An 18,822-nucleotide genomic window follows, 5' to 3' on the forward strand; every position below is an offset into this window, starting at 1 on the left:
CCGCGCCGGGCGTGCCGCCGTCGGCCCCACCGACCGGCCCGTGGGTGCTGCCCCGGCTGGTGGTCGCCGCCCCGGCCAGCGGGCACGGCAAGACCACCGTCGCCACCGGGCTGCTCGCCGCGCTGCGCCGTCGGGGTCTCACGGTCAGCCCGCACAAGGTCGGCCCCGACTACATCGACCCCGGCTACCATGCGCTCGCCGCCGGCCGTCCCGGCCGCAACCTCGACCCGTGGCTGGTCGAGGAAGAGCTGATCGCCCCGCTGCTGCGGCACGGCGCGAGCGTCCCCACCCCCGCCGACGTCGCCGTGGTGGAGGGGGTGATGGGGCTGCACGACGGGGCGGTCGGCCGGGGCGGCTACGCCTCCACGGCGCACGTCGCCACGCTGATCGACGCGCCGGTGCTGCTGGTCCTGGACACCACCGCGCAGGGCCGCTCGGCCGCCGCGCTGGTGCTCGGCATGCGCGCCTTCGACCCGGCGGTACGCGTCGGCGGGGTGATCCTCAACCGGGTCGGCTCGCCCCGGCACGAGTCCCTGCTGCGCGACGCGCTCGCCGAGGTGGGCGTACCGGTGCTGGGGGCGGTGACCCGGGCCGTCGAGGTGGCCGCGCCGGCCCGGCACCTGGGGCTGGTGCCGGTCGCCGAACGGGCACCGGAGTCACTGGCCGTCGTCGACGCGCTCGCCGGGCTCGTCGCGTCCACCGTCGACCTCGACGCCGTGCTCGACCTGGCCCGCAGCGCCCCACCGTTGACCGTGGACGCCTGGGAGCCGGGCACCGCCGTCGGCGGCCCGGCCGGCGGGGGCCGTCCGGTCGTCGCGGTCGCCGCCGGAGCGGCCTTCACCTTCTCGTACGCCGAGACGGCCGAACTGCTCACCGCCGCCGGCGCGACCGTGGCCCCGTTCGACCCGCTGCGTGACCCAGCCCTGCCCGCCGGCACCCGGGCGGTGGTCATCGGTGGCGGCTTCCCCGAGGTGCACGTCGAGGCGTTGAGCGCCAACACCGGGCTCCGTGCCGAGCTGGCCGGCTTCGCCGGGCCGGTGGTCGCCGAGTGCGCCGGGCTGCTCTACCTCGGCCGCGCCCTGGACGGGGTGCCGATGTGCGGGCGGCTCGACCACCACGCCCGGATGACCGGCCGGCTCACCCTCGGCTACCGCGACGCGGTCGCCGCCACCGACTCCCCGGTCCACGCCGCCGGCGACCGGGTACGCGGCCACGAGTTCCACCGCACCGTCACCGACCCCGGGCACGGCGACCGGCCCGCCTGGCACTGGGACGACACCGCCCACGGGTTCGTCACCGGGCAGGTGCACGCCTCCTACCTGCACACCCACTGGGCGGGTCACCCCCGGGCGGCCCGCCGGCTGGTCGAGGCGGCGGCCCGGTGACCGGCACCGGTGCGGACCACCCGCCCGTCGCCGCCACCGCCACGCTGACCGGGGTGGGGGTCGGACCGGGGGACCCGGAACTGCTTACCCTCAGGGCGGTGCGGGTGCTGGCCGAGGCCGACCTGGTGGTCGTACCGGTGCTGGACCGGCTGGCGGCGGACCCGGCGACGCCGGCCGGCCGGGCCGAGACGACGGTCCGCGCGCACGTGCCGGCGAACCGGCTGCGCCGACTGCCGTTCGCCCTGGAGGACCGGGGCGGGGTGACCGCGCGCCGGGAGGCCGCCTGGGACGCCGCCGCCCGTGCCGTCGTCGACGCGTTCGACGCCGGGGCCCGCTCGGTCGCGTTCGCCACCATCGGCGACCCCAACGTCTACTCCACCTTCACCTACCTGGCCGACGGGGTCCGCGCGCTGCGGCCGGCGGTGCGGCTGCGCACGGTGCCCGGGGTGACCGCCATGCAGGAGCTGGCCGCGCGCAGCGGCGTCCCGCTGTGCCAGGGGCGGGAGCCGCTGACCCTGCTGCCGGCCACCGCCGGCCCGGCACCGGTCGCCGACGCCCTCGCCGGGCCCGGCACCGTGGTGGTCTACAAGGGCTGGCGACGGCACCGGGAACTCGTCGACGAGCTGCGCCGGCACGACCGGCTCGACGACGCGGTGCTCGGCTGCGGCCTCGGCCTGCCCGACGAGCGGATCGGGCCGGTCGGCCCGGACGACGAGCTGCCCTACCTGTCGACGCTGCTGGTCCCGGCCCGCCGGGACCGGCGGGGAGGAAAACTGTGACGTCCACCGGAAAGGTGTGGTTCGTGGGGGCCGGGCCCGGCGCCGCCGACCTGCTCACCCTGCGCGCCGCCCGGGTGATCGCCGACGCCGACGTGGTGATCTGGGCGGCCAGCCTGGTGCACGCCGACGTGCTGGCCCACGCCCGCCCCGACGCCGAGATCGTCGACTCGTCGCAGCTGCCCATCGAGGGGGTGCTGCCGCTCTATCGACGCGCTGCCGCCGAGCGGCTCACCGTGGCCCGGATCCACTCCGGCGACCCGGCGCTGTGGGGTGCCGTGCAGGAGCAGCTCGACCTGTGCCGGGCCCTCGACCTGGCCGTGGAGATCGTCCCCGGGGTCTCCTCGTTCACCGCCGTCGCCGCCATCGTCGGCCGGGAACTGACCATCCCCGAGGTGGCCCAGTCGGTGATCCTCACCCGGCTGGAGGGCGGCAAGACGCCGATGCCGGCGGGGGAGCGGGTCCGCGACTTCGCCCGGCACGGCACCACCATGGCGCTGTTCCTGTCCGCCGCCCGCGCCGGGCAGGCCCAGACCGAACTGCTCGCCGGCGGCTACCCGGCCGACACCCCGGTCGTGGTGGCCTACCAGGCGACCTGGCCTGACGAACTGGTGGTGCGGTGCGCCCTCGGCGAGCTGGCGGCCACCGTCAAGGAACACCGGTTGTGGAAGCACACCCTGTTCCTGGTCGGGCCGGCGCTGGCCGCCACCGGCACCCGGTCGCACCTCTACCACCCCGGGCACTTCCACACCTTCCGCCGGGCCGAGCCGGCCGCCCGCGCCGAGCTGCGCCGGTCCCGGGCCGCCGTGGAGGACGCCACCCCGTGACCTACGCCGAGCCGCCGCTGCGCGAGCCGGACCTGCCGCGTACCGCGAAGGTCCGGCCGGTGGCGTTGCGTACCGGCTGGACCACCGGCGCGTGCGCGACGGCGGCGGCGAAGGCGGCGGTGACCGCCCTGGTCACCGGCGTACCCCCGGGGGAGGTGGAGATCGGGCTGCCCGCCGGCCGGCGGGTGACCTTCGCGGTGGCCCGCTGCGACCTGACCGCCCGGCCCGAACCGACGGCGGAGGCGGTGGTGGTCAAGGACGCCGGGGACGACCCGGACGTCACCCACGGCGCGCACCTCACCGCGACCGTCGGTTGGCGGCCCCGGCCCGGCCTGGAACTCGCCGGCGGGGACGGCGTCGGCACCGTCACCCGCCCCGGGCTCGGCCTCGCCGTCGGCGGTCCGGCCATCAACGACACCCCCCGCCGGATGATCGGCCAGGCCGTCGCCGAGGTGGTCGACCTGGCGGAGGTGGGCGTCCGGGTGGTGATCAGCGTGCCGGGCGGTGAGGTGATGGCCCGCAAGACCACCAACCGGCGGCTCGGCATCGTCGGCGGCATCTCGATCCTCGGCACCACCGGCGTCGTCAGGCCGTTCTCCACCGCCTCCTGGCGGGCCAGCGTGGTGCAGGCGGTGCACGTGATGGCCGCCCAGGGGCAGCGGACGGTGGTGCTGTGCACCGGCGGGCGCACCGAGCGGGCCGCCCGCGCGTTGCTGCCGGAGCTGCCCGAGGTGTGTTTCGTCGAGGTCGGCGACTTCACCGGCGCGGCCGTCACCGCCGCCGTGGGCGACGCGATGACCGGGGTGGTCTTCGTCGGGATGGCCGGCAAGCTGGCCAAACTCGCCGCCGGCATCCTGATGACCCACTACACCCGGTCGAAGGTGGACCTGTCGCTGCTCGGCGCGGTCACCGCCGAGGCCGGTGGCGACGCCGACCTGGTGGCGGCGGTGCTGGCGGCGAACACCGGCCGGCACGCCTACGAGCTGTGGGAGGCCGCCGGGCTGCTGCGCCCCGCCGGTGACCTGCTCTGCGACCGGGTCCGCCAGGTGCTGCGCCGCTTCGCCGGGCCGACGCTCACCGTCGACGTGGCGATGGTCGACTTCACCGGCGACCACCTGGTCGCCTCCTCCGGCCGGTGGCCGGCGTGACGCGCCCGCAGCCGCTCACCGGCCCGGCCCCGGTCGTCGGGGTGCCGGAGCCGGTCGTGGTGCTGGGGATGGACGCGGCCGGCCGGCCACTGCCGCCACCGGCGCTCGCCGCCCTGGCCGGGGCCGGGCTGGTCGTCGGGGCGGCCCGGCACCTGGCCGCCGTGCCGGTGCCGGCCGGCGTCGACACCGTCACCCTCGGCCCGCTCGCCCCGGCGCTGGCGCGACTCGCCGCCGCGCAGGCCGCCGGGGTTGCGGCCGTGGTGCTGGCCAGCGGCGACCCCGGCCTGTTCGGCGTGGTACGCCGACTGCGCGCCGCCGGGCTGCCGGTCCGGGTGCTGCCGGCGGTGTCCAGCGTGGCCGCCGCGTTCGCCCGCGCCGGGCTCGACTGGGACGGCGCGGTGGTGGTCACCGCCCACGGCCGGGAGTTGGGCCCCGCGCTGAATGCCTGCCGGGCACTGCCCGCCGTCGCCGTGCTGACCGCGCCGGACGCCGGGGCCGCCGAGCTCGGGGCCGGGCTGGCCGGCTGGTCCCGCCACCTGCTGGTGGCCGAGCACCTCGGCACCCCGACCGAGCGGGTCACCCGGGTCACCCCGGAGCAGGCCGCCGGCCGCCGCTGGGCCGACCCGCACGTCGTGCTCAGCCTCGCCGCTGCGGCCGACGACGCCGGTACGACGCCTGCCGGTGCGGCCGACGATCCCGGTGCGACGCCCGCCGGCGCGGGTGGTGCGGCCGGGTGCGGTGGCACTGTCGGGCCGGTGCGCCGCGACAACCAGCCGGCCGCCGCGCCCGCCGGGGGCTGGGCGCTGCCCGAGTCCGCGTACCGGCACCGGGACTCGATGATCACGAAGGCCGAGGTGCGGGCGCTGGCCGTCGCCCGGCTGCGGCCCCGGCTCGGTCGACTGGTCTGGGACGTCGGCGCGGGCAGCGGCTCGGTCGGCATCGAGTGCGCGCTGCTCGGCGCGGCGGTGATCGCCGTGGAACGGGATCCCACCGCGCCGGTCGCCGGCAACGCCGCCCGGCACGGCGTCGACGTCCGGGTGGTGACCGGTGACGCGCCGGCCGTCCTGGCCGGGTTGCCCGATCCGGACGCCGTCTTCGTCGGCGGTGGCGGGACCGACGTGCTGACCGCCGTCGCCGGCCGCCACCCCGACCGGGTGGTGGTCACCCTGGCCGCCCTGGACCGGGTGGCCCCGGCCGTGCACCTGCTGCGCGCCGCCGGCTACACGGTGACCGGCAGCCAGCTCGCCGCCGCCCGCCTCGCCGACCTGCCCGGCGGGTCCGTCCGACTCGCGGCCACCAACCCGGTGGTCGTCCTCACCGGGGAGCGCCCGTGACCAGCACCGCACCACACCGGCACCGGGACACCCCCGGCACCGGCCCGCACCGCGTCGGGCTCGTCGCGGCCACCGCCGCCGGCCGCCGGCACGCCCGTACCCTGGCCGCCGCCTGGCCGCACGCCCGGCTGGTCGAGGCCGACGGGGTCGCCGACGCGCTGCGGACCGCCTGGACGACGTGCGACGCGGTGGTGGCGTTCCTGGCCACCGGCGCGGTGGTCCGGGTGCTGGCGCCGCTGCTCGGCGACAAGCGCACCGACCCGGCGGTGGTGGTGGTCGACGAGGCCGCCCGGCACGCCGTCGCCCTGCTCGGCGGGCACGCCGGGGGCGCGAACCCGCTCGCCGCCGAGGTGGCCGCGCTGCTCGACGCCCGGCCGGTGGTCACCACCGCCACCGACGCGGTCGACCTGCCCGGCCTGGACACCCTCGGCTGGCCGGTCGAGGGTGCGGTGGCCGCGGTGTCCCGGGCGATCCTCGACGGCGAGCCGGTCCGGCTGGTCGCCGACGCGGTGTGGCCGTTGCCCGCCCTGCCGCCCAACGTCCACCCCGGACCGCCCACCGGGGAACACCCGCAGGACGGGTACCGGGTGCTGGTGACCGACCGGGTGGTGCCGGTCGACGACCGGACCGTCGTGCTGCGACCGCCGTCCCTGGTCGCCGGGGTCGGCTCCAGCCGGGGGGTGCCCGCCGCCGAGGTCGACGCGCTGCTGCACCGGGCGCTCGCCGATGCCGGGTTGAGCCCGGCCAGCCTGCGCTGCCTGGCCAGCGTCGACGTGAAGGCCGACGAGGAGGGCATCCGGGCCACCGCCGACGCGCTCGGCGTACCGCTGCGGACCTGGCCGGCGGCGGAGCTTTCGGCGGTGGACGTGCCGCACCCCAGCGAGGTGGTCCGGGCCGCCGTCGGCACGCCCAGCGTCGCCGAGGCGGCGGCGTTGCGCGACGGCGGCACCCTGCTGGTGTCCAAGACCGCCTCGGCGATGGCCACCGTCGCGGTCGCCCGGCACGCCCCGCGCGGCCGGCTGGCGATCGTCGGCCTGGGCCCCGGCGCGGCCGACCTGCGTACCCCGCGCGCCGTGGCCGAGTTGCGCCGGGCCGCCGTGGTCGTCGGCCTCGACCAGTACGTCGACCAGGTCCGTGACCTGCTGCGACCGGGCACCCGGGTGCTCGCCAGCGGGCTCGGCGCGGAGGAGGAACGGGCCCGTAGCGCCGTCGCCGAGGCCACCGCCGGGCACGCCGTCGCGCTGGTCGGTTCCGGCGACGCCGGGGTGTACGCGATGGCCAGCCCCGCCCTGGAGTACGCCGACGAGCGGATCGACGTGGTCGGGGTGCCCGGGGTGACCGCCGCGCTGGCCGCCGCCGCCCTGCTCGGTGCGCCGATCGGCCACGACCACGTCTACCTGAGCCTGTCCGACCTGCACACCCCGTGGGCGGTGATCGAACGGCGGGTCGCCGCCGCCGCCGAGGCGGACCTGGTGGCGCTGCTCTACAACCCGCGTAGCCGGGCCCGGGACTGGCAGCTCGGCGCGGTGCTGGCGACGTTCGCCGCGCACCGCCCGCCGCAGACCCCGGTCGGGGTGGTCCGCAACGCCAGCCGCCCCGACGAGCAGGTCCACCTGGCCACCCTGGCCACCTTCGACCCGACCGTGGTCGACATGTACGGGCTGGTGGTGGTGGGCAGCTCGCAGACCCGGCTGGTCGGTGGCCGGATGGTCACCCCCCGGGGCTACCGGTGGCGCGGATGACGCCCGCCGTGCCGGTGCCCGCCCCGGTCGGGGTGCCGCCGCCGGTGGTGATCGACGCCTGCCAGGGCTGCGGGGCCTGCCTGCTGACCTGCCCCACCCACGCGATCCGCCCGGTGCCCGGGGGCCTGACCGTCCGGTCCGACCGCTGCACCGGCTGCCTGGAGTGCCTGGAGATCTGCCCGGTGGACGCGATCCGGGTCACCACCGACCGTCGAGGAGCACCATGACCAGCATCCACCCGGCCCGCCGCCGGCCCACCCGGGGAGGTGGGCGGTGAGCCGGGTCGTCCACCCCATCGAGCGGGAGTCGTACCGGATCCTGCGGGAACGGGTCGACCTGGGCGGCCTGCCGCCGCTGACCCGGGCGGTCGTGGAGCGGGTGGTGCACGCCAGCGCCGACCTCGACTACGTCACCGACCTGGTCTGCGACGAGGCGGCGTTGGCCGGCGGGCTGGCCGCGCTGCGGGCCGGGGTGCCGATCGTCACCGACGTGGCGATGGTGGCCGCCGGGATCACCGGCGCCGGGCGGGAGATCGTCTGCCCGGTCGCCGAACCGGCCGCCGTCGCGCTGGCCCGGCAGACCGGTCTGACCCGGTCGGCGGCGGCGGTGCGGATCGCGCTGGACCGGGTCGGCCCGGGTGCGGTCTGGGTGGTCGGCTGCGCGCCGACGGCACTGGTCGAACTGATCGGCGTGGCCGCCGACCCGGCGCTGGTGGTCGGATTGCCGGTGGGCTTCGTCGGGGCCGCCGAGTCCAAGGCGGCGTTGCGGGCCAGTGGCCTGCCCGCCGTGTCCAACATCGGCGAGAAGGGTGGCTCGGCGGTCGCCGCCGCCGCCCTCAACGCCCTGCTCTACCTGGAGGAAACATGACCGCACTGGTCATCGTCGGGCACGGTACGCGCAGCGCGGCCGGGGTCGACCAGTTCGCCGCGCTCGTCGAGCGGGTGCGGGACCGGGCGGGGGCCGCCGTCGGCGACGTCGAGGGCGGGTTCATCGAGCTGTCCCGCCCGCCGCTGACCGACGCGGTGACCGCGCTGGTCGCGAAGGGTCACCGGGCGCTCGTCGCGTTGCCGCTGGTGCTCACGGCCGCCGGTCACGGCAAGGGGGACATCCCGGCCGCGATGGCCCGCGAGCAGGAGCGCCACGCCGGCCTGACCTACCGGTACGGGCGACCGCTCGGCCCGCATCCGTTGCTGCACAGCGTGCTGGAGGAACGGATCGACGCGGCGTTGGCCGGGGTCGACCGGGCCGGCACCTGGGTGGCGCTGATCGGGCGGGGCGCGACCGACCCGGACGCCAACGCCGAGGTGGCGAAGGTGGCCCGGCTGCTGTGGGAGGGGCGCGGCTACGCCGGCGTGGAACCGGGGTTCATCTCGCTGGCCGAGCCCTCCGTGCCGGCGGTGCTCGACCGGTTGCGCCGGCTCGGCGCCCGGCGGATCGTGGTCGCCCCGTACTTCCTGTTCGCCGGGGTGCTGCCGGACCGGATCGTGGCCCAGTCGCAGGCGTACGCGGCCGACCATCCCGACCTGGACGTCCGGGTCGCCGACCTGATCGGCGACTGTGACGCCCTGGCCGACCTGGTGCTGGAGCGGCACGCCGAGGCGGTGCGGGGGGACATCCGGATGAACTGCGACACCTGCGCCTACCGGGTGCTGATGCCGGGCTTCGCCGACAAGGTGGGCCGCCCGCAGACCCCGCACGACCACCCCGACGACCCGGTCGACGGCCACGGCCACCACCACCACGGCCACCACGGCCCCGGCGGGCACGGCGGCCACGGCCACGACCACGACGGCCACGACCACGACCACGTGCCCGGTCCGGGGCGGGCCGCGACCCCGGTCCGCTGAGGGGGCCGCCGGTCAGCCGGTCAGCGCGCGGGCCAGGGCGAAGCCGAGCGTCGCCGCGCCCAGCCCGGCGAGCACGCTGACCAGGACGTTGGCCAGCGCGTACCGGCGGTCGCCGGCCCGGGCCAGGCGTACCGTCTCGTAGCCGAAGGTGGACCAGGTGGTCAGCGCGCCGCAGAAGCCGGTGCCGACCAGCGCGGTCACCGTCGGTCCGGCGGGCACCCCGGCCACCGCGCCGAGCAGCAGCGACCCGGCGACGTTGACGGTCAGCGTCCCCCACGGGAACCGGGAGTCGTGCCGGGCCTGCACGGCCCGGTCGGTGAGGTAGCGCAGCGGTGCGCCCAGCGCCGCGCCGAGCGCGATCAGCAGCACGGTCACCGGACCTCCCGCCGGCCGGTCCGCCCCGCCGCCGGGCCGCCCGGCCCGCCGCCGGGGCGGCGTCGGTCGGCGCGGTCCAGCAGCCGGCCCGCCAGGGCGTCACCGGCGGCGACGGCCGTGAGCCCACCGACCAGGGTGGCGGCCAGGTAGGCCAGCGCCGTCGTGGCGGCCCCGGCGGCCAGCGCCAGGTGCACGTCCATGGCGTACGCGGAGAAGGTGGTGAACCCGCCGAGCACGCCCACCCCGAGCAGCGGCCGGACCAGCGGGCCGGCCCGCCGTCGGCCGAGCACCGCCATCAGCGCCCCGATCAGCAGGCACCCGGTGACGTTGACGGTGAAGGTGGACCAGGGGAAACCGGTCGGGGAGTGCGGCAGGGCGGCCTGCACCCCGGCGCGGGCGAGCGCCCCGAGCGCCCCACCTGCGGCGACCACGCCCAGCACGGCGGCCGGGTGCGCGGCCAGCTCGCCCCGGTCGGCCGGGACCCGCAGGTCGACGTCGGGATCGACGCGCCGCGACGACGGTGACGTCACCGGGACCTCCCACCAGTTCGGGAGCACTGGCAGGGACCGTTGGCGCGTCCGCGCGGTTCTCCCGGTCGGGCCGGGACGGCGGGCCCCACCGCCGACTCGTCCGTGAGCATAGCCCGGCCGGCCCGGGTGCCGTGGCGGGTGCCCGCCGACGGCGTACGGTCGGCGGGGCGGCCGGTGGTCGTCGTGCCCCGACCGTCAGCGGCGCGACGGTCGGTGTGCCCCGATCGTCAGCGTGCCCCGACCGTCTCAGGAGGAGCAGTGCCGGAGCGTAGCCCGTACCCCCGTGAAGCGGACCTCGCCGGGGGGACCGACGGCGCTGCGGTGCCGCCGGCCCGGACCGCGGCCCACGACATGTTCGACGCCGACGTGGCGTCCCGGGGGCTCGGCATCGAGTTGGTCCATGCCGCCGACGGCACGGCGGTGGCCCGGATGCGGGTGACCGCCGGGATGCTCAACGGTCACCGCATCGGCCACGGCGGGTTCGTCTTCCTGCTCGCCGACACCGCCTTCGCGCTGGCCTGCAACACGCACGGCCCGGCCACCGTCGCGGCCGGCGGCGAGATCAGCTTCCTGCGCCCGGTCCGCGAGGGCGACCTGCTGACCGCGTCCGCCACCGAACGCGTCAGCTACGGCCGCAGCGGCATCTACGACGTCACCGTCACCCGTGACGGCGAGGTGGTGGCCGAGTTCCGGGGGCGCAGCCGCACCCTCGCCCGCCCCGCGACGACTGACGGGGTTTGCCAGGCGTCCGACGGGAAACAGGGTCGGTAGGGGACGGTCCGCTGTGCACCGTCCACCCACGACGGCCGTCGATCGCAGTGATTTCCGGTATTTCGCCCTGCTTTGGCTGGGTTTTATTGACATCGCCCTGCCCGGCGGAGAAGACTCGCCCTTCTGATCTGCCAGGCGACGAAGGGTGACCGAGTCCATGACCAGATCGACGATCGTCGCGGCGGTGCTCGCCGTCGCCCTGACCGCGCTGGCCGGCTGCGACGCCGGTGAGAGCGTCGACGTCGACGGCGGGTCCACCGCCGGAGGATCGACGGGCGGCACGCTCACCGCCGCCATCGGCGGGGAACCCGACCAGCTCGACCCGCACAAGACGTCGGCCTACCACAGCTTCCAGGTGCTGGAGAACGTCTACGACACCCTGGTCGAGCCGGACGCCGACCTGAAGATGGGGCCCGCGCTGGCCACGAAGTGGACCACCAGCAGCGACCAGCTCACCTGGACGTTCACCCTCCGCGAGGGGGTGCGGTTCTCCGACGGGTCGCCACTGACCGCGCAGGACGTCGTCTACTCCTACCGGCGGATCATCGACGAGAAGCTGAACGCGGCGTACCGGTTCACCACCGTCAAGACCGTGACCGCACCCGACCCGGCCACCGTGGTGCTCACGCTGACCGCGCCCACCCCCAACCTGCTGGCCAACCTCGGCGGCTTCAAGGCTGTCGCGATCGTCCAGAAGTCCAACGTGGAGTCGGGCGCGATCACGACCCGGCCGGTGGGCAGCGGCCCGTTCGCCGTCGCCGCCTACACCTCCGGCGACACCATCAAACTGACCCGCAACGACGCCTACTGGGGGCCGAAACCGAAGCTCGACGGGGTCACCTTCACCTTCGTCAAGGACCCGACGGTGGCGTGGCAGAACCTGCGCGGCGGCGAGGTGCAGTGGACCGACAACCTGCCGCCCCAGCAGGTGCCTGCCCTCAAGGAGGACGGCGCGGTGACCGTCGCCACCACCCCCTCGACCGACTACTGGTACCTGGCCCTCAACGAGGCACGCAAGCCGTACGACGACGTGAACGTGCGCCGTGCCGTCGCGTTCGCCCTGGACCGGGAGGCGATCACCAAGGCCGCCAAGTTCGGCCAGGCCACCGCCAACCAGACCGCCATCCCCAAGGGCAGCGCCTGGTACTACGACTACGCGCCGTACCGGCACGACCCGCAGCAGGCCCGGCAACTGCTCGGCGGGGCCGGCGTCACCGGCCGCACCATGGACCTGATGGTCACCAGCGAGTACCCGGAGACGGTCACCGCCGCCCAGGTGATCGCCGCCCAGCTCGCCGAGGTCGGGATCAACGTCAAGATCCGTACCCTGGACTTCGCCCAGTGGCTCGACGAGCAGGGCAAGGGCAACTTCGACGCCTTCCTGCTCGGTTGGCTGGGCAACCTCGACCCGGACGAGTTCTACTACGCCCAGCACCGCACCGGCGGCACGTTCAACTTCCACAAATACAGCAACCCCGCCGTCGACACCCTGCTCGACCAGGCCCGCACCCAGACCGACGAGGCCGCCCGCAAGCAGACGTACGAGCGGGCCGCCAAGCAGATCGTCGACGACGCCAGCTACATCTACCTCTACAACCCGGACGTGGTGCAGGGCTGGTCCCCCAGGGTCACCGGCTACCAGGTCCGCTCCGACCGGGCGATCCGGTTCCGCGACGTCGCCCTGAACCGCTGAGGGGGCGAGGTGGGACGCTTCGTCCTGCGGCGGCTGCTCCAGTCGGTCGTCGTCCTGCTCGGGGTGACCCTGGTGGTCTTCCTGCTGCTGCAACTGGTCCCCGGCGACCCGGTCCGGGTCTCCCTGGGCACCCGCTTCGACCAGCAGACCTACGACGCGCTGCGGGAACGCTCCGGGCTGGACCGTCCGCTGGTCGTGCAGTACCTCAGCTACGTCGGCAACGCGCTCACCGGTGACCTCGGGGTGAGCTTCCGCAGTGGCCGGCCGGTCACCACGATCGTGCTGGAACGGCTGCCCGCCACCGGGTCCCTGGCGGTGACCGCCGTGCTGCTCGCCCTGCTCGTCGCCTTCCCGCTCGGGGTGCTCTCCGCGGTGCGCAGCGGATCGTTCGTCGACCACGCCGCCCGGGTGTTCAGCCAGTTCGGCGTCTCCGTCCCCGACTTCTGGACGGGCATCATGGGCATCCTGCTCTTCGCCGGGGTGCTCGGCTGGCTGCCCCCGTCGGGGTACGTGCCGCTCACCGACGACCCGGTGGGCTGGGCCTCGCACGTGGCGTTGCCCGCCGCCGCCGTCGGCCTGGTCACCGCCTCCATCCTCACCCGGTTCATCCGGTCCTCGGTGCTGGAGGTGCTCGCCGAGGACTACGTCCGCACCGCCGAGGCCAAGGGGCTGCGCCCCCGGGTGGTGGTCGTGCGGCACGTGCTGCGCAACGCGCTGATCCCGGTGGTCACCGTGGTCGGGGTGCAGGTGGCCAGCCTGATCGGCGGGGTGATCGTGATCGAGGTGCTGTTCGCCTGGCCGGGCGTCGGCCGGCTCACCTACGACGCCGTCCAGGCCCGCGACTATCCGGTGCTGCAGGGCGCGGTGCTCTTCGTGGCCACCCTGTTCCTGCTGGTGAACCTGCTGGTGGATGTCCTCTACGCCCGCCTCGACCCGAGGATCACGCTGCGATGAGCGCCGGGGACCGGGCGTCGACCCCTGCCGCCCTGCCGCCTGTCGACCAGGTCGACGACCGCCCGTCGGCGGCCGTCGAGGCGGGTGCGCTGCGCCGTGCGCTGGCCGCGCTGCGGCACGACCCGCCGGCCGTCGCCGGCACGGTGGTGCTGCTGGTCCTGCTGGTCGTCGGGCTGGCCGGGCAGTGGCTCGCGCCGGCCGGGATCAACGACGTGGACGTCGAGGAGATGCTGCGTCCACCCAGCGGCGCGCACCCGTTCGGCACCGACGAACTGGGTCGCGACGTGCTCAGCCGGGTGCTGGTGGCGGCCCGGGTGTCGTTGCAGGTGGGCCTGGTCAGCGTCGGCATCGCCCTGGCCGTCGGGGTCACCGTCGGCCTGCTCGCCGGCTGGTACGACGGCTGGGCGGACAACGTCCTCATGCGCGCCATGGACGTGCTGTTCGCCTTCCCGGTGCTGCTGCTCGCCGTGGCGATCGTCGCGGTCCTCGGCCCGGGGCTGGTCACCGCGATGACCGCCATCGGGGTGGTCTACACCCCGATCTTCGCCCGGGTGACCCGGGGGAGCGTGCTGGCCGTACGGGAGCAGGTCTTCGTCCGGGCCGCCGTCTCCATCGGCACCTCCGACCTGCGCATCCTGCGCCGGCACGTGCTGCCCAACATCGCCGCCCCGCTGATCGTGCAGACCTCGCTGTCGTTGGCGTTCGCGATCCTGTCCGAGGCGGCGCTGTCCTTCCTCGGATTGGGCGTCCAGCCTCCCGCGCCGGCCTGGGGCCGGATGCTCTACGACGGGCGCGGGTTCGTCACCGACGCCTGGTGGCTGGGGTTCTTCCCCGGCGCGGCGATCTTCCTGACCGTGTTGGCGTTCAACCTGGTCGGGGACGCCCTGCGTGACGTGCTCGACCCCCGCCAGCTCACCGTCGGCGAAGCCCGCAGGAGCACCCGATGAGCGCACCCGCCGTACCGTCGCCCCGGGTCGCCGGGGACACGCCGGTGCTGGAGATCAGCGACCTGACGGTCACCCTCGGCACCCGCAACGGCCCGGCCCGCGCGGTCGCGGGAGTCGACTGGTCGGTGGCCCCCGGCGAGACCCTCGCCCTGGTCGGGGAGTCCGGCAGCGGCAAGAGCATGACCGTGCTCGCCGCCACCGGGCTGGCCCCGCGTTCCGCCACCGTCACCGGCCGGGTCCGGCTGCTGGGCCGGGACCTGACCGACATGTCCGGGTCGGACCGTCGCCGGTGGCGGGGCCGGCACGTCGGTTTCGTCTTCCAGGACCCGATGACCACACTCAACCCGGTGCTGACCGTCGGCCGGCAGGTCGCCGAGGCGTGCGAGGAACACCTCGGGATGAGCCGGCGGCAGGCCCGTTCCCGCGCCGTCGAGCTGCTCGACCTGGTCGGTATCCCGGCACCCGGGCGGAGGGTGGACGCCCACCCGCACGAGTTCTCCGGCGGGATGCGGCAACGGGTCGTCATCGCGATGGCGCTGGCCTGCGAACCGGCCCTGCTCATCGCCGACGAGCCGACCACCGCGTTGGACGTCACCACCCAGGCGCAGATCGTGGAACTCGTCGCCGACCTGCGCCGCCGGCTCGGCACGGCGGTCGTCTGGATCACCCACGACCTCGGGGTCGTGGCGGGGATCGCCGACACGGTAGCGGTGATGTACGGGGGCCGGATCGTCGAGCAGGGCCCGGTCGACGCGGTCCTCGTCGCGCCGGGGCACCCGTACACCCGGGCCCTGCTGGCGGCCCGGCCCCGGCCCGGCGCGGCGGGGGAGGAACTGGCGGCGATCCCGGGTGCGCCACCCAGCCCGCTCGACCTGCCGCCCGGGTGCGCGTTCTGGCCCCGCTGCCCGGTACGCGGGGACGCCCGCTGCGCCCACGAGCTGCCCCCGCTGGTCCCGATCACCCCCGCCCACCTGGTGCGCACCTTCTGTCCCACAGTCGCCGGGGACGACCCGGACCAGGCCGTCCCGGAGGACCGATGAGCACGGGAACCATCGCCGAACTCGACGACCTCACCGTCTGGTTCCCCAGTCCCGGTGGCCCGCCGGTGCGGGCGGTGGACGGGGTGTCGCTGACCGTACGGGCGGGCGAGACCCTGGGCCTGGTGGGGGAGTCCGGCAGCGGCAAGTCGACAACCGGCCTGGCGTTGCTGCGGCTGGTGGCCCCGACCGGCGGCCGGATCGTCGTCGGCGGCCAGGACGTCACCGGCTGGTCGCGTCGCCGGCTGCGCGGGCTGCGTCGCCGGGTGGCCATGGTCTTCCAGGACCCGCAGGCGTCGCTGGACCCGCGCCGCACGGTCGGCGCGAGCATCGCCGAACCGTTGGTGGTGCACCGGCTGGCCCCCTCGGCGCAGGCCCGCCGGGACCGGGTCGCCGAACTGCTCGACCTGGTGGGCCTGCGACCGGAGACGGCCGGCCGGCACCCGCACGAGCTGTCCGGCGGGCAACGCCAGCGGGTCGGCATCGCCCGCGCGTTGGCCGGGGAACCCGACCTGATCGTCCTCGACGAACCGATCGCGTCGCTCGACCTGAGCGTGCAGGCGCAGATCATGAACCTGCTCCGGCGGTTGCAACGGGACCTCGGGCTCACCTACCTGTTCATCGCGCACGACCTGGCCGCCGTGGAACACCTCAGTGACCGGATCGCGGTGATGTACCTGGGCCGGATCGTGGAGACCGGCACCCCGGCGCAGCTGTGGCGGGAGCCGGCCCACCCCTACACGGCGGCGCTGCTGTCGGCGGTCCCGGTGACCGACCCCCGGGTGGAACGGAACCGGCGGCGGATCATCCTCACCGGTGACCTGCCCAGCCCGACCGACCCGCCGAGCGGTTGCCGGTTCCGCACCCGCTGCCCGCAGGCCCGTCCCGCCTGCGCCGACACCGACCCGCCCCCGGTCGAGGTGACCCCCGGCCACCGGGCCGCGTGCCTGTTCGCCGGGGAGGCGGTACGCGCCATGCGCGCCGACCCACCCGCCGACGGACCCCGGTAGCGGCGGGTCAGGCGGCGCGCGCCGGTAACGGCACGGCGGGCGGCGGCAATCCCTTCCCCCGTCGTCGCCGCCCGGTCGGCGGCCCCTGGACAGCGCGGACGCCTGCCGGTCGGGTCGGCAGCGGCACGACGACGGCCAGCCGTCGGGCGGCCCGCCCCGGCAGCGCCGTCGGTCGTCCGGCCCCGGCCGGCGTCCACGCCGGCCGCCCACCCTCGGCGTGCCCGGACCACAGGCGTGGCCCGTGACGCCTGGCGGTCCCGGCCCCGGCCGCTCGCGGCCGGAATCCCCGGTCGGGTCCGCCGCCAGCCGTGGCATGACCCGTGCCGGCCCCCGTGGCCAGGCTGCGCGGGAGCTGCCCGACCACCCCGGCCGCAGCCGCCGCCCGGCCCGCCCCGGGCCGCCGCCCGGCGGACCCCGCGCGGTGCGCCCGGCCGGCGGACCCGGCCCGGCGGCCCGGTGCCGCCGCCCGGGTGGCACCGACCTGCTGGCCCGGTGCGGCCCGGTGCGCGGGCGTCACCCGCCCCGACACCCCGACCCGCCAGGTCACTGCGACCCGGCCGGCGACGGTGCCGACCGGTCCGGCGGTCCCGGCCCGTGCGGTACCGGTGCCGGCCTGCCCGGCGGACGCGGCCCGGCGGGTGAAGTCGGCGCGGACCGAGCGGGGCAACCGGTCGGACGCGCAGCGCCGCAGGGCCGGGTCGGCCACCACCAGCCCGCCCCGGGCAGAGGGCGTCAGGAGGCCGGCGTCGGTGAGCCGGCGCAGCGCCCCGGCGACCCGCTCCGGTGCCCAGCCGAGCAGCACGGCCACGGCCGGGGCGGTGACCGGCACGTCGAGCGTCGCGGCGGCCATCAGCACCGCCCGGTGGACGCCGTCGCACCGGTCCAACCGGGCGGCGGCGCGCCGACGCAGCGACTCGGGCAGCGCCGGCTCCACCACCGGGCCGGCCGGCGGACCACCGCCCGGGTGCGGGCGGGGCACCGCCTCGACGTAGGCGGCGGCGTGGCCGGGCCGGCCGGCGACCAGCGGCAGCAGGCGGGCGGCGACCGCAGCCGGCCGGCCGGAGTCGACGAGCAGCCGACGCAGCAACCGGCCGGTGTGCAGGGCGCCCAGCGGGGCCAGCGCGACCCGGTGCCGGCCGGCCGGCGCGGGCAGCGGGTCGGTGCGGTCAGGCCGGTGGGTGGCCAACACCGCCAGCGGCAGGCCGCGGTCGGTCGCGGCGGCGAACAGCGCGTGCAGGAAATGTCCCAGCTGCGGGGCCGCCCGGTCCAGGTCGTCCACGCCGACCACCACCGGCCGGCGGGCGGCCAGGGCGAGCAGGATCCGGCGTACCGCCGCCGCCCCGGCGACCGCCGACCGGTCCGGTGCGTCCAACAGCGCGGCGAGCGCCGCCACGGTCGGCCCGACCTGGCCCGCCGGGACCAGCCCGTCGACCAGGGCGGCCAGCCGGGGGCGGACCGCGACCGGCTGGTCGCCGGCGGGCAGCCCCGCCAGGTCCCGCAGCAGCTGTGCGACCGGTCCGAACACCTGCTCCGGGTACGGCGGGCAGTGCGCCACCGCCCAGCGCACCGCCCGGCCGTCGACCTCGGGCAGCCGGTGGCGCAGCTCGGCCAGCAACCGGCTGCGGCCGATCCCGTCCGGGCCGGTGAGGGCCACCCACCGTGGACGATGCTCACGGACCGCCCGGGTGAGCTGGTCCAGGACGGTGGCGACCTCCCGGCGTCGACCGATCAGCGGGCCGTCGTGCCGGACCGGCAGGTGGCGGATCGGCCGGGTGACCCGCCAGACGTCCACCGGCAGCGCCTTGCCGGTGAGGCTGGCCGGGGCGAGGGCGTGCTGGTCGACCAGGCCGGCGGTGGCCCGGTGGGTGGCCGCGCAGACGACGACACCGCCCGCCGGGGCGTACTCCTGGATGCGGGCGGCGGTGGTGAGGACCGCGCCGGAGGCCATGCCGTGCCCGCCGTCGCGGGCGGCGGCCAGGTCGACCACCGCCTCGCCGGTGGCGACCCCGACCCGGACCCGCAGCGTCACCCCGCCGGGCAGCGTCCGCCGGTCCAGCGCGGCCTGGATCTCCAGGGCCGCCCGCACCGCCCGGTAGCCGTCCAACCCGTCGGAGGTACGCGCACCGAACAATGCCATCACCGCGTCGCCCACGTACTTCTCCACCGTGCCCTGCCAGCGGCGCAGCACCCCGGCGACGGTGTCGAAATAGGCGAACTGCACCGCCCGGACGTCCTCCGGGTCGAGCCGTTCGGTCAACCCGGTCGACCCGACGATGTCGGCGAAGAGGACGGTCAGGGTACGCCGCTCCTGCGGCACCGGCCAGGGCGTCGCGGTGGCGTCTTCCCGACCGGTGCCGACCGTGGACAGTGGCATCACACCCACCCCTTTCCTGCGCGGTGCTGCTGATGACGACGATCGGAGACTGTCACCACCGGGCTGACGGGG

The 18,822-nt window shown here is 76.4% G+C and carries 17 protein-coding genes and 1 pseudogene; 15 read left to right on the forward strand and 3 right to left on the reverse strand.

Annotated elements, in window-relative coordinates:
- Positions 1 to 11: 11 nt before the first annotated feature.
- The 9 genes and pseudogenes from ACWCHM_RS10440 to ACWCHM_RS10480 form a co-directional block, all read left to right on the forward strand.
- Positions 12 to 1,385 (forward strand): cobyrinate a,c-diamide synthase, encoded by a 1,374-nt coding sequence (locus ACWCHM_RS10440; RefSeq protein WP_454223057.1) that lies wholly within the window; start codon positions 12 to 14, stop codon positions 1,383 to 1,385.
- Complete coding sequence (gene cobI, locus ACWCHM_RS10445; RefSeq protein ID WP_454222259.1) at positions 1,382 to 2,164, forward strand: precorrin-2 C(20)-methyltransferase; 783 nt, start codon at positions 1,382 to 1,384, stop codon at positions 2,162 to 2,164. The genes ACWCHM_RS10440 and cobI overlap by 4 nt, the downstream gene beginning before the upstream one ends.
- A complete protein-coding gene (gene cobM / locus ACWCHM_RS10450) occupies positions 2,161 to 2,988 on the forward strand; it encodes a precorrin-4 C(11)-methyltransferase (protein ID WP_454222260.1) in 828 nt (275 codons plus the stop codon). The genes cobI and cobM overlap by 4 nt, the downstream gene beginning before the upstream one ends.
- Positions 2,985 to 4,136, forward strand: a complete 1,152-nt coding sequence (locus ACWCHM_RS10455; protein WP_454222261.1) for a cobalt-precorrin-5B (C(1))-methyltransferase — start codon at positions 2,985 to 2,987, stop codon at positions 4,134 to 4,136. The genes cobM and ACWCHM_RS10455 overlap by 4 nt, the downstream gene beginning before the upstream one ends.
- A complete protein-coding gene (gene cbiE / locus ACWCHM_RS10460) occupies positions 4,133 to 5,470 on the forward strand; it encodes a precorrin-6y C5,15-methyltransferase (decarboxylating) subunit CbiE (RefSeq protein WP_454222263.1) in 1,338 nt (445 codons plus the stop codon). The genes ACWCHM_RS10455 and cbiE overlap by 4 nt, the downstream gene beginning before the upstream one ends.
- The gene (gene cobJ, locus ACWCHM_RS10465; protein ID WP_454222264.1) at positions 5,467 to 7,212 is read left to right on the forward strand and encodes a precorrin-3B C(17)-methyltransferase; all 1,746 of its coding nucleotides are present in this window, start codon (positions 5,467 to 5,469) and stop codon (positions 7,210 to 7,212) included. The genes cbiE and cobJ overlap by 4 nt, the downstream gene beginning before the upstream one ends.
- Positions 7,209 to 7,439 carry a 4Fe-4S binding protein gene (locus ACWCHM_RS10470; protein ID WP_204960590.1) on the forward strand — a complete coding sequence of 77 codons (231 nt, stop codon included), beginning with the start codon at positions 7,209 to 7,211 and terminating at the stop codon, positions 7,437 to 7,439. The genes cobJ and ACWCHM_RS10470 overlap by 4 nt, the downstream gene beginning before the upstream one ends.
- Before the next feature lie 46 nt (positions 7,440 to 7,485).
- Entirely contained in the window at positions 7,486 to 8,079 is a 594-nt protein-coding gene (locus ACWCHM_RS10475; protein ID WP_204960591.1) for a precorrin-8X methylmutase, read from the forward strand.
- Positions 8,076 to 8,969: pseudogene (locus ACWCHM_RS10480) on the forward strand (sirohydrochlorin chelatase); the annotation flags it as partial. The gene ACWCHM_RS10475 and the pseudogene ACWCHM_RS10480, both read left to right, overlap by 4 nt.
- A 102-nt stretch (positions 8,970 to 9,071) precedes the next feature.
- Here ACWCHM_RS10480 and crcB read toward each other — a convergent pair.
- A complete protein-coding gene (gene crcB / locus ACWCHM_RS10485) occupies positions 9,072 to 9,434 on the reverse strand; it encodes a fluoride efflux transporter CrcB (protein WP_454222266.1) in 363 nt (120 codons plus the stop codon).
- On the reverse strand, positions 9,431 to 9,964 hold the full coding sequence (locus ACWCHM_RS10490) for a FluC/FEX family fluoride channel (RefSeq protein ID WP_454222267.1): 534 nt from the start codon (positions 9,962 to 9,964) through the stop codon (positions 9,431 to 9,433). The genes crcB and ACWCHM_RS10490 overlap by 4 nt, the downstream gene beginning before the upstream one ends.
- A gap of 258 nt (positions 9,965 to 10,222) precedes the next feature.
- On the opposite strand from ACWCHM_RS10490, the gene paaI reads away from it, so the two are divergent.
- From paaI to ACWCHM_RS10520, 6 genes are all read left to right on the forward strand, one after another.
- Positions 10,223 to 10,735: a hydroxyphenylacetyl-CoA thioesterase PaaI gene (gene paaI / locus ACWCHM_RS10495; protein ID WP_454222269.1), complete on the forward strand. Its 513-nt coding sequence runs from the start codon at positions 10,223 to 10,225 to the stop codon at positions 10,733 to 10,735.
- Between the two features lie 157 nt (positions 10,736 to 10,892).
- Positions 10,893 to 12,428, forward strand: a complete 1,536-nt coding sequence (locus tag ACWCHM_RS10500; protein ID WP_454222270.1) for an ABC transporter substrate-binding protein — start codon at positions 10,893 to 10,895, stop codon at positions 12,426 to 12,428.
- Between the two features lie 9 nt (positions 12,429 to 12,437).
- Positions 12,438 to 13,382: an ABC transporter permease gene (locus ACWCHM_RS10505; protein ID WP_204960595.1), complete on the forward strand. Its 945-nt coding sequence runs from the start codon at positions 12,438 to 12,440 to the stop codon at positions 13,380 to 13,382.
- A complete protein-coding gene (locus ACWCHM_RS10510; RefSeq protein ID WP_454222271.1) occupies positions 13,379 to 14,329 on the forward strand; it encodes an ABC transporter permease in 951 nt (316 codons plus the stop codon). Before ACWCHM_RS10505 ends, ACWCHM_RS10510 begins: the two co-directional genes overlap by 4 nt.
- Entirely contained in the window at positions 14,326 to 15,369 is a 1,044-nt protein-coding gene (locus tag ACWCHM_RS10515) for an ABC transporter ATP-binding protein (protein WP_281897104.1), read from the forward strand. The genes ACWCHM_RS10510 and ACWCHM_RS10515 overlap by 4 nt, the downstream gene beginning before the upstream one ends.
- Positions 15,366 to 16,376, forward strand: coding sequence for an ABC transporter ATP-binding protein (locus ACWCHM_RS10520; protein ID WP_454222272.1), 1,011 nt, complete (start codon positions 15,366 to 15,368; stop codon positions 16,374 to 16,376). Before ACWCHM_RS10515 ends, ACWCHM_RS10520 begins: the two co-directional genes overlap by 4 nt.
- A 7-nt stretch (positions 16,377 to 16,383) precedes the next feature.
- On the opposite strand, the gene ACWCHM_RS10525 is transcribed toward ACWCHM_RS10520, so the two are convergent.
- Complete coding sequence (locus ACWCHM_RS10525) at positions 16,384 to 18,750, reverse strand: AAA family ATPase (protein ID WP_454222273.1); 2,367 nt, start codon at positions 18,748 to 18,750, stop codon at positions 16,384 to 16,386.
- Positions 18,751 to 18,822: the final 72 nt, after the last annotated feature.

Source organism: Micromonospora sp. SCSIO 07396, assembly GCF_053667945.1.

What these genes read in the sequence shown, in the direction of transcription:
- ACWCHM_RS10470 (WP_204960590.1), top strand. Translation starts at nt 7,209, where the DNA reads ATGACGCCCGCCGTGCCGGTGCCCGCCCCGGTCGGGGTGCCGCCGCCG.
- ACWCHM_RS10500 (WP_454222270.1), top strand. Translation starts at nt 10,893, where the DNA reads ATGACCAGATCGACGATCGTCGCGGCGGTGCTCGCCGTCGCCCTGACC.
- ACWCHM_RS10510 (WP_454222271.1), top strand. Translation starts at nt 13,379, where the DNA reads ATGAGCGCCGGGGACCGGGCGTCGACCCCTGCCGCCCTGCCGCCTGTC.
- ACWCHM_RS10515 (WP_281897104.1), top strand. Translation starts at nt 14,326, where the DNA reads ATGAGCGCACCCGCCGTACCGTCGCCCCGGGTCGCCGGGGACACGCCG.
- ACWCHM_RS10520 (WP_454222272.1), top strand. Translation starts at nt 15,366, where the DNA reads ATGAGCACGGGAACCATCGCCGAACTCGACGACCTCACCGTCTGGTTC.
- ACWCHM_RS10525 (WP_454222273.1), bottom strand. Translation starts at nt 18,750, where the DNA reads ATGCCACTGTCCACGGTCGGCACCGGTCGGGAAGACGCCACCGCGACG.